The sequence below is a fragment of the Stappia sp. G46H5W genome (genome assembly GCF_058448995.1).
In genome coordinates, this window is sequence record NZ_JBZFLL010000001.1 from 688,708 (window position 1) to 712,495 (window position 23,788).

The window sequence follows — 23,788 nt, forward strand, 5'->3', positions numbered from 1 at the left end:
CGCCTCGCGCCTTGCGGCCCCGACCTTCCACCTCCCCGGGCGGCAACCGCGTTGCCTTGCAGGCGATCCGACATTATCACGATCCTATGAAACACGACGCTTCCGCCACAGACGGCGACCAGACCCAGACGATCGGCGAGAACGCCTATCGCCGGATCCGCACCGACATCATCTTCGGCCGGCTGGCTCCGGGCCAGAAGCTCAAGCTCGACCGGCTGCGCGATGCCTATGGCGCCAGCATCAGCACCCTGCGCGAGATCCTGAACCGCCTGTCGTCGGAAAGCCTCGTCATCGCAGAGGGTCAGCGGGGGTTCGAAGTCGCCCCGGTCTCCGTCGAAAACCTCAAGCAAATCGCGGAATTGCGCCTGCTTCTGGAGAGCCATGCGCTGGTGCTGTCCTTCGCCGGCGGCGACATGGAATGGGAAGGCCGGGTGGTCGCGGCCCATCACAAGCTGGCGACGCTGGAGCAGCGGATGCAGGGCGGAGACCGCAGCCAGACCGAGGTCTGGAAGCGCTACGACTGGGAGTTCCATCAGGCGCTGATCTCCGCCTGCGGCTCGGCCGTGCTGATGGAGACCCATGCCGGCGTCTTCGACAAGTACCTGCGCTACCAGATGATCGCCCTGTCCTTCCGCGGCGAGATCGCCGCCGAGGAGCACCGGATCCTGCGCGAATGCGCCATTTCCCGCGATGCCGAGCAGGCCCGGGCAGTGCTCATCCGCCATGTGGAAGGCGGCGTCGAACACGCCCTGGCGACCGGGACGATCCGATAAACACAACCAACGAAACTTAAAATATCGGATAAAAACAAAAACACTCGTTGATAGCTCGCTCACCAGCGACTAACCTCCGGCCATTCGTCACAGACAGCGCCAGAGGGAACCACCATGGCCGTCATCAGGCTCGGCCTCATCGGCGACAACATCGCCCGCTCTCACTCACCCCGCCTGCATGTGGAGGCCGGCCGGCTTTGCGGGCTCGATGTGACCTACGAACGGCTGGTTCCCCGCGATCTCGGGCTGTCCTTCGACGCCGTGTTCCGGCGCTGCGTCGAGGAGGGCTATCGGGGCATCAACATCACCTACCCCTACAAGGAGCAGGTGGTCGTGCAGCTTGTCGTGCCCGACGCGCGCATCCGCGCCATCGGCGCCTGCAACACCGTGCTGTTCGGTCCTGGCCGACCGGAGGGACACAACACGGACCATTCCGGCTTCATCTCGGCCTTTCGCGCCGGCTTCGGAGCCGCCTCGCCCGGCCGCGTGGCGATGATCGGCGCCGGCGGGGTCGGCAAGGCCATCGCGTTCGCGCTTTCAACGCTGGGTGCCGGGGACCTTCGGATCTTCGACCGGGACAGCGCACGCGCGGCGGCTCTTGCCCGCGCCTTGCGCGAGGGCGGCATCCTGCCCGGCGCGCGCCATGTGGAGACGGCGGAAGAGGCGGCGGAGGGAGCCGACGGCTTCCTCAACTGCACCCCCGTCGGCATGGTCGGCAATCCGGGAAGCCCCATCGACACCGGCCTGATGCGCGGCGCGTCCTGGGCGTTCGACGCGGTCTACACGCCCATCGACACCGCCTTCCTGGCGGGTGCGCAAGCGGCCGGCGCGACGATCATCAGCGGCTACGAGCTGTTCTTCCACCAGGGAATCGACGCGTTCCGCCATTTCACCGGCGCCGAAGTCGACCCGAGGGCCCTGCGTGATGCGCTGGCCGCGCAGGACGCTGCACCGGAGACCGTCAGCGCCCGGCCATAATGTCCCGCAGGAACTCGATGAAGCGCGGATTGGTGCCGTAAGCGACATTGATGCGGATCGCCGCCCGTCCGCGCCCTGCCCGGTCCGGCGCCGAACGATCGGGCGTGAACACGCTTCCGGGCGCCAGAAAGATGCTGCGCTCGGCCGCCTTGCGGCAGAGCTCCAGCTCGTCGATGCCTTCGGGAAACTCCGTCCAGAGATAGAAGCCCGGCGTCACGCTGGCGCGCACCGTCAGCCCCAGCGCCTCCATCTGGTCGAGCGAGGCCTTGTGCGCCTCCTCCACGCGCGCCCTCAGCCGGCGCAGGTGCCGCAGATAGTGGCCGTCCTGGATCAGCTTGAAGACGAAGCGCTCGACATAGTCGGACGTTGCGACCGTCGTCAGCATCTTGAGATTGCCGAGCGAGGAGATGATCGACGGGTGCCCGGCGACGAAGCCGCAGCGCAGGCTCGCCGACAGGGTCTTGGAGAAGGTGCCGACATAGAGCACGCGGTTGAGCTGGTCGAGCGCGGCAAGGCGCGGCAGCGTCGCCGGCAGGATGTCGCCGAGCACATCGTTCTCCACCAGCAGGAAGCCCCAGCGTTCGGCAAGCCGCATCAGCCCGAAGGCCACCGCCGGCGACAGCGAGCCGCCGGTCGGATTGTGGGCCAGCGACTGGGTGAAGAAGATCTTCGGACGGTGGATGGCGAGCTTCGCGGCAAGGTCTTCGAGGTCCGGCCCGTCATGCAGGCGGCGGATGCCGACCATTTTCGCCTTGGCCAGCGTCAGCTTGCCGAACAGCGGGTAATAGCCGGGATCGTCGACGAAGACCGTGTCGCCAGGCTCGATCAGGTGCCGGATGATCAGGTCGACACCGTGATTGACCCCGTGGGTGAGCAGCAATCCGTCCGGCTGCACCGCGATGGCCCGCTCCATGAGCAGGACGCGCAGGCGCTCGCGCAAGGGCGCATAGCCCCAGGAGCTGCCATAGCCGAAATCGACGGAGGCAGGGCCGGCAGCCTTGAACACCGAGAAATAGCGCTTGAGCTCCGAGCCCTCCATCCAAAGCGGCGGCGGGCGGCCGTCGCCGGGGCGCACCTCGTAATGCTGGTCGAGCTGTTCGCGCAGCAGGGAGACCACATCGAAGGCGGCGGCGACATGGGCGGCGGGCGGCACCTGGCGCGGCGGTTGGAACTGGGCGACGTAGTATCCGGACCCGGCCCGCGATTCGAGCAGGCCCCGCGCCACCAGCCGGTCGTAAGCCTCGGCCATGGTGTTCTTCGAAACGCCGTGTTCGCGCGCAGCCTGGCGCACGGACGGCAGCCGCTCGCCTGCCTTGTAGGCGCCGGCGGACAGCAACCCGCTGACATGCTGGACGATCGTGTCTGCTCGTGAAAGCCGCGCCATCTGCCGTTTCCCGACCACTGTCCCAGTACTAAAATTGGGACAGTCATCGCAAAATTGACAGCAACTGTCCCTTGATTGTCCCAGTCATTCTTATGACAGTTCGCGGAGATAAAAAACCAGCTATCCGGGAGGATGCACATGAAGGATGTTTCCAGACGCCGTTTTCTCGCCGCTTCCGCCATTGGCGGTGGCGCGCTTGCCATGCCCGCGGTCGCCCGCGCGCAGGAAGCCGTCACGTGGCGCATGCAGGCTCTGTGGGACGGTGGCACCACGCCTTTCGAATTCGAGAAGGCCTTTGTCGCCCGCGTTGCGGAGCTGACCGACGGCAAGTTCGACATCAAGCTGTTCTCGGCCGGCCAGATGGTCCCGGCGGCGCAGGCCTTCGACGCGGTGCGTAGCGGCGCGTTCCAGATGATGAAGACCTTCGACGGCTACGAGGCCGGCAAGATCCCGTCCTTCGCCTTCACCTCGACCATTCCCTTCGGCTTCCCGAATCCCGACCAGTACGAGGCGTGGTTCTACGAGCTCGGCGGCCTCGACATGGCCCGCGAGGCCTACGGCAAGGCCGGCCTGTTCTACATCGCCCCGACCGTCTACGGCGAAGAGCCGATGCACTCGACCGTCAAGATCGAGAGCATTGCCGACATGGCCGGCAAGAAGGGCCGCTTCGTGGGCCTCGCCTCCGCGGTGATGGGCGACCTCGGCGTTGCCGTGACCCCGATGGCGACCGCCGACGTCTATTCCGGCCTCGAGAAGGGCCTGATCGACTTCGCCGACCGCGGCGACCTGACCGCCAACTTCGAGGCGGGCCTTGCCGAGGTGGCAAAGTTCATCATCCTGCCGGGCGTGCACCAGCCGACGACCGCCACCAGCTACGTGGCCAACACGGCCGCCTACGAGGCCCTCCCGGCCTCGTTCAAGGCCGCCCTTGCGGTCGCGGCCCGCGAGATCTCCGGTTCGCTGCGCCAGCGCATCATCGTCCAGGACACGATCGTCCTCGACAAGTATCGCGAGAAGGGCGTCGAGATCATCCGTCTCGACCCGGCCGACATCGCCGAAGCGCGCAGCAAGGCCGTCACCTCGTGGAAGACCGCGACCAAGGGCGACGCGCTGGCGACCAAGATCGTCGAGAGCCAGACCGCCTTCATGCAGTCCCTGGGGCTTCTCTGAGCCTTTCCTACCGGGCGGGCGGCGCGCTTGCGTCGCCCGCCGTTTTGCTGCGTCCTGCCTGACCCACAGCAGACGGTCACCGACAGCAGGCTTTTCTTCATGACCCCAGTCTTCAACTTCGTCACCGGCCTCAACCGGATCCTCTTCGGCATTGCCGCACTCGCGATCTTCGCCGTGGTGCCGATGCTGCTTTACGAGGTGGTGGCCCGCTACGCCTTCAACGCCCCGACCGTCTGGGCGATGGAGGCGAGCACGCTGCTGTTCGGGCCGCATTTCATGCTGGCCGGGCCGTACCTGTTGCACCTGCGCGGTCATGTCGCCGTCGACATCGTCTCCGAGCGCGCCTCCGCGCGCACCCGGCAGGCTCTTGAAATCTTTGGCTTCCTGGTGATCGCCGTCTTCGCCGCCGTCCTCGGCTGGGTCAGCTGGCCGCTTGCGGTCAACGCCTTCCAGCTCGGCGAGACCAGCTTCTCGGCCTGGAACCCGCCGATCTGGTGGATCAAGTTCATCGTGCCCTTCGCCTTCCTGATGCTGTTCGCCCAGGCGCTCGTCGAAGCCGCCATGGCACTGCGCACGCCGCCCGCGGCCCCGGCCAAGGAGGCACGCCCGTGAGCTCCGAACTCGTTCTCATGGTGATGTTCAGCGGCCTCGTCGGCCTGCTGCTCACCGGCCTGCCGCTCGCCTTCGTTCTCGGCTCGCTGGCGCTGTTCTTCACCGTCGTCCTGTGGGGCCCGTCGGCCCTCACCGTGACGGTGCTGAACCTCTACGACACGATGCGCTCGGAATCGCTGCTGGCGATCCCGCTCTACGTAATGATGGCCAGCGTGCTGCAGCGCTCCGGCGTGATCGAAAGCCTCTACAAGGCGATGGAGATCTGGTCGCGGCGCCTGCCGGGCGGCCTTGCCGTCGGCACGGTGGCGATCTGCACCATCATCGCCGCGATGACCGGCATCGTCGGCGCGGCCGTCGCGGCCATGGGCATGCTGGCCCTGCCGTCTATGCTGAAGCGCGGCTACCAGCCGGAGCTGGCCATCGGCACGATCTGCGCCGGCGGCACGCTCGGCATCCTGATCCCGCCGTCGGTGATCACCATCGTCTACGCCGTTACGGCGCAGGCCTCCATCGGCCAGATGTTCATTGCCGGCGTGGTGCCGGGCCTGCTGCTGGCCTCGCTCTATATCGGCTACATCGTGCTGCGCTCGGCGCTGAACCCGTCGATCGCCCCGCGCCCGACGGACAGCGAGGGCATCACCTGGGCCATGCGGCTCGGCGCGCTGAAGTCGCTGATCCTGCCGATGCTGATCATCGTCGGCGTGCTCGGCACGATCTACATGGGCATCGCCACCCCGACCGAAGCCGCCGCCGTCGGTGTCGCGCTCGCCTTCGTCTCGGCGCTGATCGAGCGCCGGCTCAACGGCGAGCTGGTCACCGGCGTTGCCCTCGACGTGGTCAAGGTCACGACCATGATCCTGTGGATCACCATCGGCGCGCGCGCCTTCGTGGCGATCTTTACCGGCACGGGCGGTGCCGACTTCCTGCTCGGTTTCATCCAGGACCTCGACGCCAACCGCTGGGTCGTGCTGGTGGTGATGCTGGCGATCCTGTTCTTCCTGGGCATGTTCCTGGACGAGATCGGCATCATCCTGCTGTGCGTGCCGGTGTTCCTGCCGGTGATCGACTTCCTTGGATTCGACCGGCTGTGGTTCGGCATCCTGTTTCTCGTCTCGGCGCAGATGGCCTACATCTCGCCGCCCTTCGGCTACACGCTTTTCTACATGAAGGGGGTCCTGCCCGCCGGCATCGGCATGGGTACGGTCTACCGCGCCATCATCCCTTTCATGCTCCTCCAGGCCCTCGGCATCCTGATCTGCGCCATGTTCCCCGAGCTGGTGCTGTGGCTGCCGCGTTCCATGATCCAGTAAGAACTCACCCAGGACAGGACTGACCATGAGCGACGCTCGATCCTCCCGTATCGAAGGTCTTCACAAGATGACGCCGGCCGACCGCCTGCAGGCGGTGGCCGCCAAGGCGGGCCTCGGCAACGAGGCCATCGCCAGCCTCGCCCAGGCGGCGGAAGGGCGGATCGAGCTCGCCGACCGGCTGGTGGAGAACGCGATCTCCAGCATCGCCATTCCCATCGGCGTCGCCACCAACATGATCGTCGACGGCCGCGAGGTCCTGGTGCCGATGGCGACCGAGGAGTCCTCCGTCATCGCGGCCGTCTGCAACGCGGCCAAGCGCTGCCGGCCGACGGGCGGTTTCTTCACCTCCTCATCCGGCCCGGTGATGGCCGCGCAGATCCAGCTGCTGGGCGCCAGCGATCCCGAGCAGGTACGCCTCAAGGTCTATGAGCGGCTCGACGAGATCCGGACCATCTGCAACGAGACCGACCCGCTCCTGGTCAAGTTCGGCGGCGGTTTCCGCGACATCGAGGTGCGGGTGATCGAGACGGCCGAAGGGCCGATGACCATCGTCCACATCATCGTCGACACGCGCGACGCGATGGGCGCCAACGCGGTCAACAGCATGGCCGAGGCGCTGGCGCCGCGGCTGGTGGAGTGGACCGGCGCCCGCAGCCTGCTGCGGATCCTGACCAATCTGGCCGACCGCCGCGTGGTGCGCGCCCGCGCCGTGTGGCCGCTGGAGGAGATCGGCGGTGAAGAGGTCCGCGACGACATGATCTCGGCCTACCATTTCGCCGATGCGGACCCCTACCGTGCCGCGACCCACAACAAGGGCATCATGAACGGCGTCAGCGCCGTGGTGCTGGCCACCGGCAACGACACCCGCGCCATCGAGGCCGGCGCCCATTCCTTCGTCGCGCGCAACGGCCATTACGGCTCGATGTCGCGCTGGGAGGAGGACGCGGACGGCAACCTCGTCGGCATCCTGGAAATGCCGATGGCCGTCGGCCTGATCGGCGGCGCGACCAAGATCCATCCGACCGCTCAGGCCTGCCTCAAGCTGCTGGGCGTCGAGACCGCCGACCAGCTGGCGCGGATCATCGTCTCCATCGGCCTGGCGCAGAATTTCGCGGCGATGCGGGCGCTGGCGACCACCGGCATCCAGAAGGGCCACATGGCGCTGCACGCCCAGAACGTCGCCCTGCTCGTGGGCGCGGTCGGGGACGAGATCGACCAGGTGGCGAGCGAACTCAAGGCGCTCGGCAAGGTTCGCCAGGACGTCGCCGAGGAGATCCTCGCGCGGCTTCGCGCCGGCAAGTAAGCCGGCCGGAGCAGGGAGAGCGGAATGAGCGAGCGCATTCAGATCGTCGAAGTCGGCCCGCGCGACGGGCTGCAGGCCCGCAAGGAGCCCATCGCGACGGCAGCGCGCATCGGCCTCGTCGAGCATCTACGTCGGGCCGGCGCAGGGCGCATCGAGGTCGGCTCGTTCGTCTCTCCCAAGGCCGTGCCGCGGATGGCCGACACCGCCGAGGTGATGGCCGCGACCGGCTCGCGCCAGCGGGACGGCGACATGGTACTCGTCGCCAACGAACGCGGCCTCGGCCAGGCCATCGAGCACGGCGCCCGCTCGGTCGCCGTGTTCACCGCCGCAAGCGACGCGTTTGCGGAAAAGAACATCGGCTGCACCGTCGCCGAGTCGCTCGACCGGTTCCGCCCGCTCATCGAAAAAGCGCGAGATTCCGGGCTTTTCGTGCGCGGCTACGTCTCGACGATCACCGACTGCCCCTATGCGGGGCGGATCGCCCCTGCCCCGGTGGCCGATGTGTCGCGGGCGCTGAAGGAGATGGGCTGCGGCGAGATCTCGCTCGGCGAAACGCTGGGCAAGGCGACGCCGGCGCGCATCGCCGCGGTGGTGGAGGCGGTCGCCAGGCACGTGCCGCTTGCCGAGCTTGCCGCGCATTTTCACGACACCTACGGAATGGGCATCGCCAATGTCGCCGAGGCCCTGCGCCTCGGCATCCGGACCGTCGATGCAGCCGCCGGCGGGCTCGGCGGCTGCCCCTTCGCGCCGGGAGCGGCCGGCAACGTTGCGACCGAGGACGTGCTCTACCTGCTGCAGGGCGACGGCTACGAGTGCGACATTGCGATGGAACCGCTGCTCGACGCGGTCGCCTTCATCGAGCGCGAGATGGGCATCCGCCCGACCAGCCGCGTCTACAAGGCGCTGCGCGGCAGTAGCGTCTGAGGCACCCAAAAACCGGTGTAACGGCCTCTCGAAAATTGAGACGGATTTTGCAAAATTCCGTCTCGAAATCGCGTGAAATTGGGAATCTCGTCTCGAAATCGGCAATCGCCGAGGCGGTGGAGACGGCGGCGTGGCGTTGGCGAGGAGGTCGGCGGAACGGACGGCGCGCGGGGCACTTGTCCCCGCTCAATCCCCGTCTGGCGACACATGTCGGCGGCGTCATCTCGGCTCCGACTCGCGTCCGGCCCCGATTTGGAGATATCCCCGCGCGCCATGCCGGCTTATCCCCGAGCGGCTTTTCCCGATATCCCCGCCTCCCCAAAGGCACGCCCTGCAGCGTGGTTCCCGGTGCTTCGCGATCCGCATAAATATGAGTTTGACTCTCATGTTTGTTGGTTGGTAGACAAACCAAAATCGACCGCCACAAGACAGGATCGCCATGCGGAACCGACACGCCAAGGACCTCACCTGCACGCTCCTCTTCGCGGCCCTGGCCGTCTCGGCTCCCACGGCGTCGAAGGCTCAGGACAGCGACGATGACGGCATCGACCTCTCCGCCGTCGACTTCAGCAGCGCGACCCGGCTGGACACCGTCGTCGTCAAGGCGCGCAAGTTCGAGGAGCCGATCCGCGAGGTGCCGTTCTCCGTCGAGGCGCTGCCGGCCGAGGACATCGCGAGCGCGCGCATCAAGAACACGGCCGATCTCGTCGGGCGGCTGCCGAACTTCAACTTCGCCGACACCGGCCTGACCTACGCCAACACGCTCAACATCCGGGGCATCGGCTCGTCGTCGGCGCTGATCTCGCCATCCGTAAACTACTATGTCGACGGCGTCCCGCTGCCGGCGCGGGTGTTCGACCAGCGCTTCATGGACGTCCGCTCCATCGAGGTGCTGAAGGGGCCGCAGGGCACGCTGTTCGGGCTGAACTCGCAAGCGGGCGCGGTGGTTGTCTCGACACAGGACGCCACGCCGGACTTCGGCGGCGAGATCGGGGTCGAGGTCGGCTCGCACGGCGAGCGCAAGCTCGACGCGAGCGTCGGCGGGGCGATCACGGATCGTGTCTCGGCGCGCCTTTCGGGCACGCTCTACGGGTTCGACGGCGACATCCGCAACATCGTCTTCGACGGGCTGGGCAATGTCGTGCGGGACGACATGTCGGTGCGCGAGCAGTATTCGGGCGCGATCTCGGCCAAGGTCGCCGCCGAGCTGTCGGACAGCACCGACGCGGTGCTGTCGCTGCGCCATTCGCGGACCCGCGAGCGGCCGACGACCGGCGTGTGGCTGGACGACCCGCATTTCCCGCGCAACGCCTTCGCCCCGGTTCCCGAGACGACGACCAAGACCACCGGCGGATCGCTGGAGATCACCCACGATCTCGGTTTCGCGACGCTCACCTCGCTGACCGGCATCAGCCATTACGAGCTCGATCTGGACGCCGACCTGCTGGACGGTTTCATCGGCGGCGCACAGACCGGCCTGCCGCCCTCCGCCTTCGGCGCGGCGGGGGTGAATGTGCGGCGGATCGACGAGACCAGCTCGCAGATCAGTCAGGAGCTGCGGCTCAACGGCGAGTTCGGCCAGGGCGGACAGTGGGTTGCCGGCGTCAGCGGGCTGTACTCCGATCTGGAGAGCACCACCGACATCACCAGCCTTGCCATGGCCAATGGCGCCTATACCGGCCGGCTGAAGAAGACCAACCTTGCCGCCTTCGGCGAGGTGACCGTTCCCGTCACGGAGCGGCTGCGGATCATCGGCGGCGCTCGCTACACCTACGAGCGCCAGCAGTTCGACGGCACCTATGCCGGCCGGCCCGGCGGCGTGCCGGGTGTCGCCGCCTTCGCCGAAAGCCAGGAGAGCACCTTCGGCTTCGTCACCGGGCGCGCCGGCGTCAGCTTCGACCTAGCGCCGGAGCTCACCGTCTACGGCACCATCGCCCGCGGCGAGAAGCCCGGCGGCTACCTGTTCTTCAACCAGTTCGCCTCCGCCGGCATTCCGCTGACGGAGTTCAAGAGCTCCGGCACATGGTCCTACGAGGCCGGGCTGAAGGGCCGCCCCTTCGCCGACTGGCTGGAGATGTCGACGGCGGTGTTCCTGAACGACACGAGCGACGAGCAGCTCTTCACCTTCAACCCGGTGGCCGGACGCTTCGACGTGCAGAACGCCGACACGCGCAGCTATGGCTGGGAGCTGACCGTGACGGCCCGCCCGACGGACAACTGGCACTTCGGCGCCGCGGCCGGCCTGCTGCATGCCGAGATCACCTCCGGCGGCGCGTTGCTCGAAGGCAACGAGGTGCCTTACGCGCCGGAGTTCACCGCCTCGCTGTTTGCCGAGTACCGCCATCCGCTGCAGATCGCCCAGCTGGCGGGCTCTGCCTATGGGCGCGCCGAATACCAGCATGTGGGATCGCGCCAGATCGATCCGGCCAACAGCCGGAGGCTGGATGCGTACAACCTCGTCAACCTGCGCGCGGGCTGGGAAAGCGACAGTTTCGACATCTACGGCTTTGCCGAGAATATCTTCGACGAGAGCTACACGACGTCGGCCTATCGCACCGGCAACGCGGTCGGCGGGGGCGGCGTCTTCGCCGGCATTCCGGGAACCGGCCGGACGCTTGGCCTGGGCGCAAGGGTGAGGTTCTGACGTCATGACACGCCCCCTCCCCTCCTTGCCCGCGCCGGCCCGTTCGGCGCGGATCGCGCTCTTCACCGCCCTCGTTCTGAAGGCTGCAGGCCTCAGCCTGTTCGTGGTCCTGATGCCGCCGCTCGGCAGGCAGATGGGCTTCACCGACATCGAGACCGGCATGATCATGAGCCTGTCGGCCCTTGCCGGCATCGTCGCGGCGCCGGTCTGGGGCTTCCTGACGGAGCGGGCCGGCCGCAAGCCGGTGTTGCTCGCCGGCATGCTGGTGCCGGCCGCCTGCCTGGGACTGACGGCGCTGCTGGTCGAGATGCGCCTGTCGCTGGCGATCTCCGCTGGCCTCGCCCTTGCCGCCGTCTTCGCCGTCAGGGTGCTGCAGGCCGCCTTTTCCGGCAGCGTTCTGCCGGCGGCGCAGGCGCATATGGCCGACACGACCGGCCGTCAGCAGCGGGTCCAGGGCATGGGCTTTCTCGGCTCGTCCTTCGGGCTGGGCGCGATCCTGGGCGGCATGGTCGCCTGGCGCATCGGCGGCAGCGCGCCGACCGTCTCCTTCGCCGTGCTCGCCGCGCTCGCCTTCGCCGCCGGGCTCGCCGTCTGGCTGTGCCTGCCCGAAACGCGTGAGCGCCCGACAGCGGGCGGACGAGAGCCCACAGGCGCGGGCGCGGACACCCGTTCGGCGAGCCTGGCGCGGCTGTGGCCGCATTTCGTGATCACGCTGCTGGCGGTCGCGATCTACGGCACGTTGCAGCAGGTCATGGCCCTGCGGCTGCAGGACTATTACGGGCTCGGCGGGGAGGCCTCCGTCTCCCGCGCCGGCTTCATCCTGGCCGCGGCTGCGATCTGCATGATCACGGTGCAGGGGATCGTCATCCGGCACCTTGCCTGGAGCCCGAGGGCCTTTCTGCTGCGCGGCGCGGTGCTGGCGGCACTGGCGATGGCAGGCTTTTGGGCCGCCACCGGGCCGGTCTCCCTGCTGGCAGCGATGATGGTGTTTGGCGCCGGGCTGGGGCTGCTGTTTCCCGGCAATCTCGGCGCGATCAGCCTCAGCGCCCCGGCGCGTGCGCAAGGCAAGGCAGCCGGGATCAACGCGACGTTTCAGGGCCTCGGCATGGCGTGCGGGCCGCTGCTCGGCGCCGTCCTCAACGCGCACTCCTTTGCCGCCGTTCCGGCCCTTTGCATCGCCCTGCTGCTCGTCGCGGCCGCACTGGCGCGTCTAGGCGCGCCGCATCCCGACACCGCCGACACATTCGCAACGCCCGTGGAGCCCCGCCCATGACCTCTTCCAAAACCGCGGCCAAGACCTCGACGCTGTTTTCCGCCGCCTTCGCCGAAACCTACGAAACGCGCATCGACCGCCTGGTGCCCGGATACCGCCTCGCCCACGAGTTGACGCTGGCGCGCCTTGCCGCCGGGCTGCCGGACGAGGCGACGATCCTCGTCGCGGGGGCCGGCACCGGGACAGAGATCCTGATCCAGGCCGGCCACCGGCCAGGCTGGCGCTTCATCGCCGTCGAGCCCTCGCCCGACATGCTGGCGATCCTCAAGGCGCGCGTTGCGGAGGCAGGCCTCGGCGACCGGGTGGAGATCGTCGAGGGAACGGTGGAGGACGCGGATGCGGGCCTTCGTGCGGACGCCTGTATCGCCCATCTGGTCAGCCACTTCATCAAGGGCGATGCCGACAAGCTCGCCTTCTTCCGTGCCATCGCGGCGCGGCTGGCGCCCGGCGCCGGCCTGTTCCATCTCGACTACCTGCCCGAGGGCGGCACGTTCGACCCGGCCTATCGCGCCTGGGCCCTGCTCGCCGGGCAGACGGACAGCGAAGCCGCGACGATGGAAAAGCGGATCCGCGGCAGCTGGGATGCGGCGGAGGCCGAGCGCCTTGCCGAGCTGCTTCGCACGGCCGGCTTCGACGAGCCGCAGCCATTCTTCCGGGCGCTCGACTATCACGCGCTGGCGAGCTACCGAAGCCCCGAGGCGGAGTAAGGCGGGCGGCGCAGCGGGTTCCGTTCGCCGGGCCGATGGCTTACGTGTCGGTCATCCCGCTTTCGCGCCGACGCGGGTGCGCAGATGCTTTCATGGAGGGGTCCATGGCGGACGATCCAGTACGTGAAAAGATCCTGAGGGCCGCGCTGGACCTGATGCAGACCTATGGGGTGAAGAAGTTCACCCAGCCGCAGGTGGCAAAGGCGGCCGGCGTGCGCCAGTCGCACCTGACCTACTACTTTCCCAAGAAGATCGACCTCATCAAGGGCCTGCTGCAGGGCCACCTGCCGCACCACGCGGAGGCCGGCGGGACGCCGCCCGCGCCCCCCGCCCCCGAGGCGATCCGCAAGGGGCTGGCGGTGCTGACCTCCAATCCCGGCCGGATGCGGTTCTTCCTCAGCCTGATCCTGGAAGCGCAGCTGGAACCGGAGCTGAAAGTCCTGGTCGACGAGCACATGGCCCGGTTCGACGCCAGGGTCGCCGCCTATTACGGCCGGCCGGCGGGCGATCCGGACGTGACGATATTTCTTTCGGCCCTGCGCGGTCTCGGCATGCGGCGGCTGGTCGGGGAGCAGGCGGCGGACGGCAACGCGGATGACGGCGTCGACATCGCCCTGATGGAAGCGCGGTTCGGCCTGGTGCCGGTCACGGCGGCGGCGGCCGGCGACTGAGCTTTCCGGGAGCGGCATCGGCCCGAGGGCGGACGGAGCGCGCGCAAGGATCGGCGCGCGGGGTGGCCGGCACCAGAACCGTCTCGTCGAAGGGGGCCCCGTCCTCCGTCTCGACATAGCCGACCGAGTGGACGGTGACGTGCGGGGCGGCACGCGCGATCAGCCGGGGTACGCCCCAGTCCTTGCGGGCATGGCCATGGCCTGTGATCACCACAACGGGTCCCCCGTGCGCCGCCAACGCGGACAGCGCGGCCTGCGCCAGCGCGGCATCGCGCAGGCGCTGCGCCTCGACGAAGCCGCGCCTCAGCACCGGCGGCAGGGCCCCGCAATGGGTCTGCAGCTTCAGCGCCTCGCGCGCGGCCTGCTCCTCCCGCGGCAAAGGCCGGTCCAGCCCGAAACGCGCGCCCTGCGCCCCGAAGACCGCGCTCGCGCCGAGAAACACCGCCTTGCGCGCCTCGCCGGGCGTCACCGCCATGCCGAAAAGCGCCGCCTCCCGGGCCGCGAGAAACACCGGCGCGTAGAGATCGAAGGGCGGCCAGCGCGTCTCGTGCCAGCGCGTTGCCGCCGCGAGTGCGGCCGGGTCCGTCCGGTCGGCCCGCATGGCGCGGTCGGCGGCATCCGGCGACAGCATCTCGAAGACGACGGCAGCGGGGCGCAGCTCCTCGATCCGGCGTGCCTGGGCCAGGTGGGTTTCCAGGTTGTCGTGCACCTCGCCGAGGATCACGATGTCGGCGGGCGCGGACCGGACGGGTGCTGGCTGGGCGAGCGCGGATTGGGCGAGCGCCAGAAGCAGAGCGGCGATGAGGCCCCGCACCGCGCCTACCATGTCAGGCTCGCCTCCAGATGCAGCTCCACCGCATGCGATCCCCCGCCGGCGCGGGCGAGCCGGTCCTGCGGGCCGGGAAGCACCTCCTGGAACACCACGGTCCGGCTCTCGCGCAGGATCCGGCGCAGCAGGGCGACGCAGACGGGATTGGCGATGTCGATCCATTGCGGCTTGCGGTGGCGGTTGGCCATGGAGTTGCTGGCATGCCAGTCCATGCCAGGCTTGCGGGCGACGAAGACCTGCGCCGGCATGCCGCGCTCGTGGAAATATCGCGCCAGCGCGGTCATCGCCATGGCCGTCGGCAGATGCGCCTCGCCCTCACCCTTCCATACCGCGTCCAGAAGGTCCTGCGAGGTTTCGTACCAGGTCTCGCGAAAGAGCACGCAGTCGCCGCGATACTCGCGCGGCCGGTGGCGGCGGGGCGCGGTCTCGTCGCCGACGAAGCCCTTGTCGAGGCCGGGCCGCATGACGGCGACAGGCGCGGTCAGGTGGATCATCCAGTAGTGCAGGCCCCAGGCTGGCGACGGCAGGACGCTGCCGAAATTGACGAACCGCACCGGCAGTCCCTCGCCGTCCGTCACCTGCAGCCGCCGGCCACCGGGAGCAAGGGAGACATGACAATCGGCAAGCGGCAGGACCGGCGTCGGATCTCCCGGAGGGGCGAAGCCGGCGAGATAGCGCTCGGCAAGACCGCCGTGGCGCTGCAGGCTGCTCACCTCGCCGCCGCGCGACAGCCCGACGAAGCGCTCACTGGTCAGCTCGGTCTGCCGTGCCAGCCATGCGCGCAGGCGGCGGCGCATCGCCAGCGCCTTGCCATCCTCGCCCTGGGTATAGCGGGACAGGAGCCAGACCGGCTCGTCGAAAGTGCCGTTCAGCACCAGCCGCAGCGCGCCGTTCTCGCGGAACGGCTGGACATGGGCGCAGAACGGATGGTGGCCGCAGCCCGGGCCAAGGCCTTCGGCGGCAAGACGCTGCGCCAGCGACAGGTCGGAGAGGCGGGCCAGCAGCTGCGGTGCGGCGCTCTCGATCTCGGCGGCTAGGCGCGGCAGCGGAAGGGAAGCGCCCTCGCCGGGCGCAAGGCTCTGGAAGAGGTCGCGCAGCAACCGGTGCTCCGGCGAGGGCATCGACAGGTCGCGCAAGACATCGCAGACCCGGTCGCGGATCGCGGCAACGTCATAATCCGGCCGGTCGTCCAGCCGCATCCAGCAATCGCGGTAGAGCCGCGGCGCATCCTGCAGCAGCGGGTCGGCGGCAAGGCGCCCGACAAGCGCCGGATCGGGCGCGCCCGCCAGCGCGGCTTCGGCGGCCTCGGCGCCGGCCGGGGCACGGCGCACCAGGCCCCTGTCGACCAGGCCGCGGACGAGCCCGGCCGTTTCCGCCGGCGAAAGCCCCGCCTCGCCGCAGGCCGCCGTCAGCTCCTCCAGCGCGAAGGTCCGGCCGGAAAGCGCACGGAAGATCCGGCCGACCGGCGCGCGCAGGGTGAAGCTCTTGCGGCGCCCCGTGCGCCACAAGGTGCCGCGCGTCAGCATCAGGGTGTGCAGCTCCGCGTCGAGCCGGTCCGCATCGGCGGAGAGCTCTCCGGCGAGCTCGAACAGGCCGCCCTGGCCGAGCGCATCGGCATGGCCGTGCCGCAGCACCGCAATCCACTCCTGCGCCAGGCGCTCGCGGCTTTCCAGCTGGAAGCGGACCGGGCCGCCGGCGCTGGCGGCGCCATCGCCCTCGCAGATGCCGACAGCCATGTAGCGCTGGAAGGGGCTGGTCTTGTGCGAGACGCGCGAGAGATAGCGCAGGGCCCGCATCGCAGCGCGGAACCGCCGGCCGGGCTTTTCCGACGGCTTGCCGAGGGTGCCTGCCAGCCGGTCGAGCCGATCCCGCACCTCGTCCAGCACCCACCGGGCGTGGGCATCGAGCGTCATGGCCCGAAGCGCCGCCAGAATGCGCTCGAGCTCGGCGGGCAAGGCGCCGGCCACCTCCTGCCCCGCGCGGCCGTCTCCCGCGCCGGCGGCGGCAAGCGCCGCACGAAAGGCGGGCGACACCAGCCCCTCCAACGCCTCCGCCGGCAAGGGCGCGAGCCGCAGCACCAGCATGTCGGCAGAGGCCGCACGCGGGCCCGCGCTGTCGCCGTGGAGCGCATCGGCCGGGGGGAGCTCCTGCGCCATTTCGCCGGCAAGCGCGCTCATGTGGCGATCGCCTCGACCCAGCGGCCGGAGGACGCCGGCTGGCGGTTGCCCAGCTCCCCGGCCCGGCCCCGCACCACGTGGCCGCCCTGCATCTCGACGACGAAGTCGCCCAGCTCGGCAATGTCCGGATCATGGGTGACCAGAACGATGGTGGTGCCGCGCGCCCGGCAGGCGAGCAGCGCCTCCAGCACGCTGGCGCTGCTTTCCCGGTCGAGATTGCCGGTCGGCTCGTCGGCGAGGATCAGGTCCGAGCGCATCGCCAGCGCCCGGGCGATGGCGACCCGCTGGCGCTGGCCGCCCGAAAGCTGGAAGGGAAAATGGCCGGCGCGGAACCCCAGACCCAGCTCCTCCAGCGCCTGCTCGGCCCGCTGGCGGCACTCGCGCGCCGGCAGCGACATGTAGCGCGCCGGCAGGGCGACATTCTCGGTCACCGAGATCTCCTCGATAAGGTTCAGCGACTGGAAGATGAAGGAGACGCGCTCGCGGCGCAGCTCCAGACGACGCCGGCGGCCGAGACGGGAGACCGGCTCGCCGTCGAAGCGCACCTCCCCCTCGTCCGGCACCTCCAGAAGGCCCATGATAGCCAGCATCGTCGTCTTGCCGCAGCCCGACGGACCGATGACCGTGGTGAGGCGGCCGGACGGGATCTCCAGCGACAGCCCGTTCAGCGCCGTGGTTTCGACATCGCGGCTGCGGAAGCGCCTGGTGACGCCGTGAAGCTCGATCTGCATGACGCGTCCTGCTCACTCGATCCTGAGATAGTCGGCCTCGGACAGGCCGAGATAGGAGGAGACGACGACGGCGCTGCCCGCCGCCGGGCCGGTCTTCAGCGCAACCTCCTCGCGGGTGGTGGCGAGGATCTCGACAGGGACCTTGGCCGCCCGGCCCGTGGTCTCGTCCAGAACGAAGATCCAGTTGCCGCCGGTCTGGGCGAGGAAGCCGCCATTGGCGACGATCAGCACGTCCTCGGCGAGCGCGCGGGTGCGGATCTGGATATCGAGCCGCTGGCCGTGGACGAGCCCGTCGGGCGGCGCGTCGACGAAGTCCATCTCCAGCGTGATCTTGCCGTCGATCACCTCCGGCAGGATCCGCCGCACCCGAAGCGCCCGCCATGCGCCCTGCACATCGCGCCAGCTGGCCTCGTCGCCGACCGAGATGCGGTCGAGATAGATCTCGTCGACCTCCGCCTCGATGATCGGCGTGCCGAGCTCGAACAGCGTCACCAGGTTGCTGCCGCGCTCCACGACCTCGCCACGCTTGACGCTGAAGTCCGACAGGGTGCCGTCCATGGTGGCCCGGATGTTCAGCGCGTCGAGGGACTCGCGCGCGGTCTCCAGATTGCGCATGAGGTTGCCGGACAGGGTGCGGGCCTGCTGCAGTTGGTCGGTCTGCCACTGGATGCGCGACTTCAGCATGGTCACGCGCATTTCCAGAACGGTGTCGAGATGGTCTTCCTGGCGCACCAGCGCCTCCACCTCGAAGGGCTTGTCGTGGCCCCGGCTCAGCAGCTGACGGCGGCGCTCGAGCTGGATCTTGATCTCGCCGATCTCGTTGGTCAGCCGCAGCACTTCCAGCTCGTCCTCCTGGCGCCCGCGCTCCAGGCTCTGCTCGCGCTGGGTCAGGGCGTTGAGCTGTTCGGCGACCTGGACCTCGAGATTGAAGAAGCTCATCTCCGTCTCGGGATTGGACAGCTCGAACAGGAGCTTGCCCGAGCTCACCCGGTCGCCCGGCTTAACGTGGACGGCATCGACCCGGCCCGAAATGCTGTTCTGGAGCGCAACCGAGGTGCGCGGCTTGACCTGGCCGGTGGCATGCAGAACCGGCTGGAAGGCACCAAGGCGCACCCGGTCGAGCACCACATCGCCGCGCGCCACCTCGACCACGCGATCATCGGACCAGTCGAGACGGGCGGCGGCCAGCCCGATCAGCGCGCTGCAGGCCGCCGCAAGCGCGCCCCACAGGAGCACCGCCTTCCACACCGGCCGCCGGACCGGCCGGTCCATCGCCTCCAGCCGCTCCTGCGCCGCCGTGGCGGCGGCAGCGGACGGCCCGCCGCCGGTACCCGGGGCGGGACGCACGAAGGGATGCGGGCGCGGCGCCTCGTGCAAGGTCATCGAACCTCCAGCAGCAGCTCGCTTCCCGGGATCGCGCGCGCGCCGGATGCGGCCGTACCGGCATCCGAGCGGAAGACGATATGGAACGCGCCCTCGCCGCCGGCCTCGATGCGCCGGGCGATCTCCTCGCCGCGCTCGGGATGATCGGGCGAGACGAGGCGCAGGACCATGCCGTCCAGCGCATAGACGCGCTCGCCCGGCCCCTGCTCCTGCGTGCGCGCGATCAGGGCGAGCTCGGCCAGCGAGCGCTCGCTCGCCTCCAGATCGCGAACGCCGAACCAGACCTCGGCCAGTCCGTCGGCACCGTTTCCGTGCTCCTGCCACTTGCGGTCGTCGTATTGGGGATAATCGGCGCGCACCTTCTCGATGCCCTCGGCATCGCGCTGCGCGAAGCTGAAGTTCCACAGCGGGAACTGGAACGAGCGGACGAAGAGCAGGTCGAACATCTTCGGATAGGTCGTCTCGCCGCCCGCATGCAGGGGAACGATGTCCGTGGTCGGAACACCGGTCGCGGCCAGCGCCATCATCGCGGCGGCGATATCGCGCACATAGAGCGACAGGGAGACGGTGCGCGCGCCCTTCATCTCCAGCCGCTCGTAGAACGGGCGGCGGCTGAAGAACTCGACGCTCTGGCCCGACGGCAGCATCACCATGACGCTCTGCTCGCCGCTGGCCCGCTCGCCGATTTGCCAGAGGGTGAAGCCCATCTCGTCCGTCAGCCACTGTGCCGTCGCCGGCACGTCCTCCACGGCGATACGGACGAAGCCGACGGTCTCGACGTTTTCGCTGGCGCCGGCGATGGGACCGGCGGACGGCCCGCTGAGACCGGGAGGCGCGACCGCGTGCTGCGCGAGCGCCGGCGGTGCGACGGCGAGCAGGACGCCCAGCAGGACGGAGACGAGAGCTTTCATCGCAGGATCTTTCCAAGGGTTGCAAGACACAGAAGCGCGGGCAGGACCGCCAGCACCGCGAGATAGAGGCCGGTAAGCCGCCGGAGCCCCGGCGGGCCGACGGGACGCCCGCGCACCAGGCGGCAGGGGCCGTAGTCGGGATCGGCAAGGGCGGCGCGGCAGGCGCCGACCAGATCGCTCCGGGTAAAGGGATTGAGATTGGCGAAAAGGAAGCCGGTCCCCGCCAGCGCACAGGCCTGGAGCCAGGCGACCGGCGCCCCGGCGCGCCAGAGCGCCAGCACCGCCGCCCCGGTGAGCAGCAGGTCGCAGGCCGGCCCGGCCAGATGGATCAGCGCATGATCGCGCGGCGCCAGCTTCCACCCCTCGCGCAGGTCGAGCCAGGGCATCGGCAGGCCGAAGCGCCCGCGATGGAACCCGGCGGCGGAGGGCCTGACCGCAAACAGCCGCGCCGTCAGCAGATGCGCCAGCTCGTGCAGGACGACGAGACCGGGGGCGAGCGCGAGCAACCAGCCGAGCGTTGCCAACGAGAGGGGAAAGCCGCCCTCCCTCGCCGTTCCCGCAAACAGTGCGACGAGAAAGCCGGCGCAGAGCATGAGCGAGGCCAGGGCCAGCGCGCCCATCGCCGCCGACAAGGCAAGCCCCCGGCGGCTGGGCACATGCCGGTCCGCCGGCAGCGCCAGCGCGTGACGGGCGATCAGGCCTTCGGCGGCGGACAGGATCGCGGGTGCGCGGGCTTCACCGGAGGCGGCCAGTTCGTCCAGCACCGCGCCGCGCTCGCGCCCGCCGAGCAGCGCCACCACGGCGCGCGAGAGCGGGCCGCTGACCCTGACATAGGGACCCGACCGGCGCGGGATGATGAAGAGCCGCCCTTCCGCCTGCAGCAGCAAGGGGGCCGAGGGGCCTGCAAGGCTGGCGGTGTCCGGGCTCACGAGACGGCGCCCTCCCCGAAGACAAGTCCGGCAATCGGGGCGATCCGCCAGCGCTCGTCGGCAGAGCAGGCATTCAGCCCCTCGTTGAAGACGCCGCCGAGCAGGGTGCCCTGCAGGCCGCGCGCGCAGGCGCCGAGCCAGGCAAGGTGCAGGCCCGCGCCGACGGCCTGCAGCGCATAGCGATAGCCCGGCGCACCGAAGCCTGTCGCCAGCGGCTCCATCTCCAGCCCGGCGACCAGCATGGCCGGCGCCATGTCGGGCACCGCCTGCCAGAAGATCCGCGTGTCGCCGACGCCCGGCCGCCAGCGCGGTCCGCCGTCCGCCGCATCGGCGACAAGGCTCCGCGCCCGGTCCACGGCATAGATGCGCACATGGCGGGCGATGTCCGGGGCATGGCGGGCAACGCCGGCCTGCGCCTCGGCCAGCAGAGCGAGGATCGTTTCCGGCGGCAGCGGCACCGGTGGCAGCATCCGCACCGCGCGGCGCGCAAGGAGCACCTGCTGCATCTGCGCAAGCGAGCCCAGCGAGGACTGGGCGGCGGGAGCCGGCGCCACCTGCCGATCCGGCGCGGGCTCTCCCGTGCGCAGCGGCGCCCTGCCGAGCGCCGCGATCCAGTGAGGCAGGCGCGGCTCGTGCAGGGCTTCCCGGTCGCCCGGCCGGGCGGGGGGCGCAAGGGTCGCCGGCGCGCGCGCTGCGCCCCTGCCCTCGTCCTGCGGCGGGGCAAGGCACAGCGACAGCATGTGGCGGTCGTCGATGAAGGGCAGCGGCAGGCGGCTTTCGATGGCGCGCATGTCGAGGTCGCTGCGCACGCAAAGGCCGAGGCCGAGCCGCGCCGCGATCTCCATCAGCACCGCGCTGGAGACCCCCACGTCGAGGCCGCAGATCTTGTAGGCCGCGTCCTGATACTTGCGCGCCACCCGCCGCATCCGCGAGACGAGCAGGAAGGCCGGCCCGGTGTCCGGCACCCCGGTCGCGGCCGGGTCGAGCGGCCCGGCCAGCCGTTCCAGCACGTGATCGGTGTCGCGATAGCGGTAGAGCCCCGCCGGCAGGTCGCTGTCGCGCGGCAGGTTGACCAGAAGAGAGGCCGAGCGCAGGTCGCCGCCCGAGGGGGTGATGCGCCGGCCGTCCTCTTCGCCGAACGCCCACTTGCACAGAAGCGACAGCCGCTCCGCCATCGTTCCCACGCTCGTTTCCAGGGGGACATCTTCAGGCAGGGCAAGAGCAGGCGCGCCGAAGAAGGCAGGCGCGGTTCCAGCGGCGAGCTTCCGGTTCTTGCTGGAGTAGTGCATCAGGTAGGTGCGCTGGCTGAGATGCCGGCTGAACGGCTCCTCGATGCCCGATTGCGCGGCGGCGACCAGCATCGCCTCGCCGGGGGCGCCCTCGCCATCGTCCGCGGCGAGATAGGGCGAGACCAGCACGATGTTGCGGGCAAGGTCGCCGTCCGGCCCCTCGCGGCGGAACAGCTCGATACAGTTGAACTTGCGTCCGCGCTCGATGCCGCCGGCAAGACGGAAGAGCTTTGCCGCGCACAAGCTGGCGCGCACTCCGTCGAACACGGGCGCGCGCGGCCCCTGCCCGCCCGCCTCCAGCGCGCCGCCGACGAAGCGCTCGGCCAGCCAGCCGGCGACGGTCGCCGCGCGTTCGGCCGGAACCAGCGGCCCGAGCCGGAAACAGTCCGCGCCGCCCCCGGCGAACAGGACGAGGCCGCCGGGGCGCAGAACCTCTTGCGGGAGCGCAAGATCGCCCGCCTCGTCATAGAGCACCAGGGCGACATCCTGCGTGCCCGCCGCGCCGAGATGCAGACCGGCGGCCCGGAGCGCCGCTTCCGCCGGCCCGCCCAGATGCGCCGGTCCGTGGACGCAGACGCTGAACCGGTCGACCGCAGCGCGCAGGGACGCGCGCGAGCGATGCACGCTGTCGGCCGCGCAGACCTGCTCCCAGAACCGCTCGGTCTCGGGATCGCGCAAGGCCGTACCGCCCTCCGCCTGTGGCGCGCCGTCCTGCAACAGGCCCCGGCGGTCCAGCAGCGTCACCAGCTCGTCGACATTGCGCAGCGCCTCCTCGGTGCCGCCGAAGTCCGGGGCAAGGCCGGCCGCGATCTCGCCGACAGCGCGCGTGCCGTCGCACCGGCCGAGAACCCGCTTCACCAGATCCAGCGGAATGGTGCTGCGCAGGACCTCGCGGCGGCCACCGCACAGGATCGCCAGCCGCCCGGGCCCGAAGGGCAGGACCGGGAAATCCGGCGGGAAATAGGGGGCCTCGACCGACAGGCGCAGCAGTTCGGGATCGGTCACCCGCTGTGCGGCAAGCTCGCGGGCGTGGCTGCGCTCGACCGTCAGCATGACCCGCTCTCCCGCGTTCCGGTGGGCACCGCAACAGGTGCGGCGGCAAGGCCGAGCATGTCCGCAAGGTGCCGGCTGGTCCGCCGAGCGCCGGCGTTGCCCGCAGCATCGGCGCCGGCGGTCCGGCAGCGGCAACCGTGCAGCGCCAGAAGACGCCCCTCCTCCAGAAAGCTGCCGTCGGTCAGAAAACGCAGGAAGCGGCCGTCATTCTCCTCCGCCGGACGGCGCAGGCGCGCGGCGAGAGCACCCGCGGCGAGCGCCGGCAGGTAGGGCGGAAAGCCGGGACGGGCCGACGGCATGCGGGCCAGACAGGTCCGGCTCAGCTTGTCGAGGCGGCCGGCATCGTCATAGCTCGAGATGGCGAGGCGCCGGCGGGCAAAGCATTCCGGGCATCCGGGCCGGCCGGCCCGGAACTGCGGGCCGACGGTCAGCGCATCCTCGAACAGGCCGATGAGGTGGAGACGCGAACCGCTGACCGACAAGCGGTCCCAAAGGCTGCCCATCACGTCCGGCCGGTCGAAATCGAGGATCGCCAGCGTATCGGCGGCCGCAAGGCCGGCCAGGTCCGGCGAGGGTCCGTCGAGGTCAACGGTGCCGGCAATGATCACGCCGGCGGCGCGCAGGGCCTCCAGCACACGCTGGCCGAAGGCGCCGGAGATCACGCATTGCAGCACCGGAGCGGCGGTAGCCGGGGCCCCGGAAACGGGCGAGGACAGCGCCAGGGAATCGGCCATCTC

Annotated in this window: 20 protein-coding genes; 11 read left to right on the forward strand and 9 right to left on the reverse strand. The window is 69.7% G+C overall.

What is annotated here, in order from left to right:
* Positions 1 to 86 precede the first annotated feature (86 nt).
* Together ACVJ6E_RS02700 and ACVJ6E_RS02705 are read left to right on the forward strand one after the other, a co-directional pair.
* Positions 87 to 773 (forward strand): GntR family transcriptional regulator, encoded by a 687-nt coding sequence (locus ACVJ6E_RS02700; protein WP_067221755.1) that lies wholly within the window; start codon positions 87 to 89, stop codon positions 771 to 773.
* Between the two features lie 114 nt (positions 774 to 887).
* On the forward strand, positions 888 to 1,751 hold the full coding sequence (locus ACVJ6E_RS02705) for a shikimate dehydrogenase (RefSeq protein WP_120269005.1): 864 nt from the start codon (positions 888 to 890) through the stop codon (positions 1,749 to 1,751).
* Here the strand turns inward: ACVJ6E_RS02705 and ACVJ6E_RS02710 are convergent.
* Positions 1,735 to 3,135 carry an aminotransferase-like domain-containing protein gene (locus tag ACVJ6E_RS02710; protein ID WP_120269004.1) on the reverse strand — a complete coding sequence of 467 codons (1,401 nt, stop codon included), beginning with the start codon at positions 3,133 to 3,135 and terminating at the stop codon, positions 1,735 to 1,737. The genes ACVJ6E_RS02705 and ACVJ6E_RS02710 overlap by 17 nt on opposite strands.
* 138 nt (positions 3,136 to 3,273) lie before the next feature.
* Between ACVJ6E_RS02710 and dctP the strand changes: the two genes are divergently transcribed.
* From dctP to ACVJ6E_RS02755, 9 genes are all read left to right on the forward strand, one after another.
* A complete protein-coding gene (gene dctP, locus ACVJ6E_RS02715) occupies positions 3,274 to 4,305 on the forward strand; it encodes a TRAP transporter substrate-binding protein DctP (protein WP_120269003.1) in 1,032 nt (343 codons plus the stop codon).
* A gap of 99 nt (positions 4,306 to 4,404) precedes the next feature.
* Positions 4,405 to 4,917, forward strand: coding sequence for a TRAP transporter small permease subunit (locus ACVJ6E_RS02720; RefSeq protein WP_120269002.1), 513 nt, complete (start codon positions 4,405 to 4,407; stop codon positions 4,915 to 4,917).
* Positions 4,914 to 6,227 (forward strand): TRAP transporter large permease subunit, encoded by a 1,314-nt coding sequence (locus ACVJ6E_RS02725; RefSeq protein WP_120269001.1) that lies wholly within the window; start codon positions 4,914 to 4,916, stop codon positions 6,225 to 6,227. The genes ACVJ6E_RS02720 and ACVJ6E_RS02725 overlap by 4 nt, the downstream gene beginning before the upstream one ends.
* 25 nt (positions 6,228 to 6,252) lie before the next feature.
* The gene (locus ACVJ6E_RS02730) at positions 6,253 to 7,530 is read left to right on the forward strand and encodes a hydroxymethylglutaryl-CoA reductase, degradative (RefSeq protein WP_120269000.1); all 1,278 of its coding nucleotides are present in this window, start codon (positions 6,253 to 6,255) and stop codon (positions 7,528 to 7,530) included.
* Between the two features lie 24 nt (positions 7,531 to 7,554).
* Positions 7,555 to 8,454: a hydroxymethylglutaryl-CoA lyase gene (locus ACVJ6E_RS02735; protein WP_120268999.1), complete on the forward strand. Its 900-nt coding sequence runs from the start codon at positions 7,555 to 7,557 to the stop codon at positions 8,452 to 8,454.
* Between the two features lie 439 nt (positions 8,455 to 8,893).
* Entirely contained in the window at positions 8,894 to 11,098 is a 2,205-nt protein-coding gene (locus tag ACVJ6E_RS02740) for a TonB-dependent receptor (protein ID WP_120268998.1), read from the forward strand.
* Between the two features lie 4 nt (positions 11,099 to 11,102).
* Positions 11,103 to 12,371, forward strand: coding sequence for an MFS transporter (locus ACVJ6E_RS02745; RefSeq protein ID WP_120268997.1), 1,269 nt, complete (start codon positions 11,103 to 11,105; stop codon positions 12,369 to 12,371).
* Positions 12,368 to 13,078: a class I SAM-dependent methyltransferase gene (locus ACVJ6E_RS02750; protein ID WP_120268996.1), complete on the forward strand. Its 711-nt coding sequence runs from the start codon at positions 12,368 to 12,370 to the stop codon at positions 13,076 to 13,078. Before ACVJ6E_RS02745 ends, ACVJ6E_RS02750 begins: the two co-directional genes overlap by 4 nt.
* A gap of 104 nt (positions 13,079 to 13,182) precedes the next feature.
* Positions 13,183 to 13,749 carry a TetR family transcriptional regulator gene (locus tag ACVJ6E_RS02755; RefSeq protein WP_158592690.1) on the forward strand — a complete coding sequence of 189 codons (567 nt, stop codon included), beginning with the start codon at positions 13,183 to 13,185 and terminating at the stop codon, positions 13,747 to 13,749.
* Here ACVJ6E_RS02755 and ACVJ6E_RS02760 read toward each other — a convergent pair.
* From ACVJ6E_RS02760 to ACVJ6E_RS02795, 8 genes are read right to left on the reverse strand one after another with little or no spacing between them, the layout of a single operon-like run.
* Positions 13,724 to 14,575, reverse strand: coding sequence for a ChaN family lipoprotein (locus ACVJ6E_RS02760; RefSeq protein ID WP_208996697.1), 852 nt, complete (start codon positions 14,573 to 14,575; stop codon positions 13,724 to 13,726). The two genes, ACVJ6E_RS02755 and ACVJ6E_RS02760, sit on opposite strands and share 26 nt — an antisense overlap.
* On the reverse strand, positions 14,569 to 16,755 hold the full coding sequence (locus ACVJ6E_RS02765) for a hypothetical protein (protein WP_120268994.1): 2,187 nt from the start codon (positions 16,753 to 16,755) through the stop codon (positions 14,569 to 14,571). The genes ACVJ6E_RS02760 and ACVJ6E_RS02765 overlap by 7 nt, the downstream gene beginning before the upstream one ends.
* Positions 16,752 to 17,486: an ABC transporter ATP-binding protein gene (locus ACVJ6E_RS02770; protein ID WP_120268993.1), complete on the reverse strand. Its 735-nt coding sequence runs from the start codon at positions 17,484 to 17,486 to the stop codon at positions 16,752 to 16,754. The genes ACVJ6E_RS02765 and ACVJ6E_RS02770 overlap by 4 nt, the downstream gene beginning before the upstream one ends.
* A 12-nt stretch (positions 17,487 to 17,498) precedes the next feature.
* The gene (locus ACVJ6E_RS02775; protein ID WP_120268992.1) at positions 17,499 to 18,869 is read right to left on the reverse strand and encodes an HlyD family efflux transporter periplasmic adaptor subunit; all 1,371 of its coding nucleotides are present in this window, start codon (positions 18,867 to 18,869) and stop codon (positions 17,499 to 17,501) included.
* Positions 18,866 to 19,780 carry a VOC family protein gene (locus ACVJ6E_RS02780; RefSeq protein WP_120268991.1) on the reverse strand — a complete coding sequence of 305 codons (915 nt, stop codon included), beginning with the start codon at positions 19,778 to 19,780 and terminating at the stop codon, positions 18,866 to 18,868. Before ACVJ6E_RS02780 ends, ACVJ6E_RS02775 begins: the two co-directional genes overlap by 4 nt.
* Positions 19,777 to 20,709, reverse strand: coding sequence for a hypothetical protein (locus ACVJ6E_RS02785; protein ID WP_147421863.1), 933 nt, complete (start codon positions 20,707 to 20,709; stop codon positions 19,777 to 19,779). The genes ACVJ6E_RS02780 and ACVJ6E_RS02785 overlap by 4 nt, the downstream gene beginning before the upstream one ends.
* A complete protein-coding gene (locus ACVJ6E_RS02790) occupies positions 20,706 to 23,051 on the reverse strand; it encodes a nitroreductase family protein (RefSeq protein WP_158592689.1) in 2,346 nt (781 codons plus the stop codon). Before ACVJ6E_RS02790 ends, ACVJ6E_RS02785 begins: the two co-directional genes overlap by 4 nt.
* A complete protein-coding gene (locus tag ACVJ6E_RS02795) occupies positions 23,045 to 23,785 on the reverse strand; it encodes a hypothetical protein (RefSeq protein WP_120268989.1) in 741 nt (246 codons plus the stop codon). The genes ACVJ6E_RS02790 and ACVJ6E_RS02795 overlap by 7 nt, the downstream gene beginning before the upstream one ends.
* Between the last annotated feature and the right edge of the window lie 3 nt (positions 23,786 to 23,788).

What these genes read in the sequence shown, in the direction of transcription:
- ACVJ6E_RS02700 (WP_067221755.1), top strand. Translation starts at nt 87, where the DNA reads ATGAAACACGACGCTTCCGCCACAGACGGCGACCAGACCCAGACGATC.
- ACVJ6E_RS02705 (WP_120269005.1), top strand. Translation starts at nt 888, where the DNA reads ATGGCCGTCATCAGGCTCGGCCTCATCGGCGACAACATCGCCCGCTCT.
- ACVJ6E_RS02710 (WP_120269004.1), bottom strand. Translation starts at nt 3,135, where the DNA reads ATGGCGCGGCTTTCACGAGCAGACACGATCGTCCAGCATGTCAGCGGG.
- dctP (WP_120269003.1), top strand. Translation starts at nt 3,274, where the DNA reads ATGAAGGATGTTTCCAGACGCCGTTTTCTCGCCGCTTCCGCCATTGGC.
- ACVJ6E_RS02720 (WP_120269002.1), top strand. Translation starts at nt 4,405, where the DNA reads ATGACCCCAGTCTTCAACTTCGTCACCGGCCTCAACCGGATCCTCTTC.
- ACVJ6E_RS02730 (WP_120269000.1), top strand. Translation starts at nt 6,253, where the DNA reads ATGAGCGACGCTCGATCCTCCCGTATCGAAGGTCTTCACAAGATGACG.
- ACVJ6E_RS02735 (WP_120268999.1), top strand. Translation starts at nt 7,555, where the DNA reads ATGAGCGAGCGCATTCAGATCGTCGAAGTCGGCCCGCGCGACGGGCTG.
- ACVJ6E_RS02740 (WP_120268998.1), top strand. Translation starts at nt 8,894, where the DNA reads ATGCGGAACCGACACGCCAAGGACCTCACCTGCACGCTCCTCTTCGCG.
- ACVJ6E_RS02745 (WP_120268997.1), top strand. Translation starts at nt 11,103, where the DNA reads ATGACACGCCCCCTCCCCTCCTTGCCCGCGCCGGCCCGTTCGGCGCGG.
- ACVJ6E_RS02750 (WP_120268996.1), top strand. Translation starts at nt 12,368, where the DNA reads ATGACCTCTTCCAAAACCGCGGCCAAGACCTCGACGCTGTTTTCCGCC.
- ACVJ6E_RS02755 (WP_158592690.1), top strand. Translation starts at nt 13,183, where the DNA reads ATGGCGGACGATCCAGTACGTGAAAAGATCCTGAGGGCCGCGCTGGAC.
- ACVJ6E_RS02760 (WP_208996697.1), bottom strand. Translation starts at nt 14,575, where the DNA reads ATGGTAGGCGCGGTGCGGGGCCTCATCGCCGCTCTGCTTCTGGCGCTC.
- ACVJ6E_RS02765 (WP_120268994.1), bottom strand. Translation starts at nt 16,755, where the DNA reads ATGAGCGCGCTTGCCGGCGAAATGGCGCAGGAGCTCCCCCCGGCCGAT.
- ACVJ6E_RS02770 (WP_120268993.1), bottom strand. Translation starts at nt 17,486, where the DNA reads ATGCAGATCGAGCTTCACGGCGTCACCAGGCGCTTCCGCAGCCGCGAT.
- ACVJ6E_RS02775 (WP_120268992.1), bottom strand. Translation starts at nt 18,869, where the DNA reads ATGACCTTGCACGAGGCGCCGCGCCCGCATCCCTTCGTGCGTCCCGCC.
- ACVJ6E_RS02780 (WP_120268991.1), bottom strand. Translation starts at nt 19,780, where the DNA reads ATGAAAGCTCTCGTCTCCGTCCTGCTGGGCGTCCTGCTCGCCGTCGCA.
- ACVJ6E_RS02790 (WP_158592689.1), bottom strand. Translation starts at nt 23,051, where the DNA reads ATGCTGACGGTCGAGCGCAGCCACGCCCGCGAGCTTGCCGCACAGCGG.
- ACVJ6E_RS02795 (WP_120268989.1), bottom strand. Translation starts at nt 23,785, where the DNA reads ATGGCCGATTCCCTGGCGCTGTCCTCGCCCGTTTCCGGGGCCCCGGCT.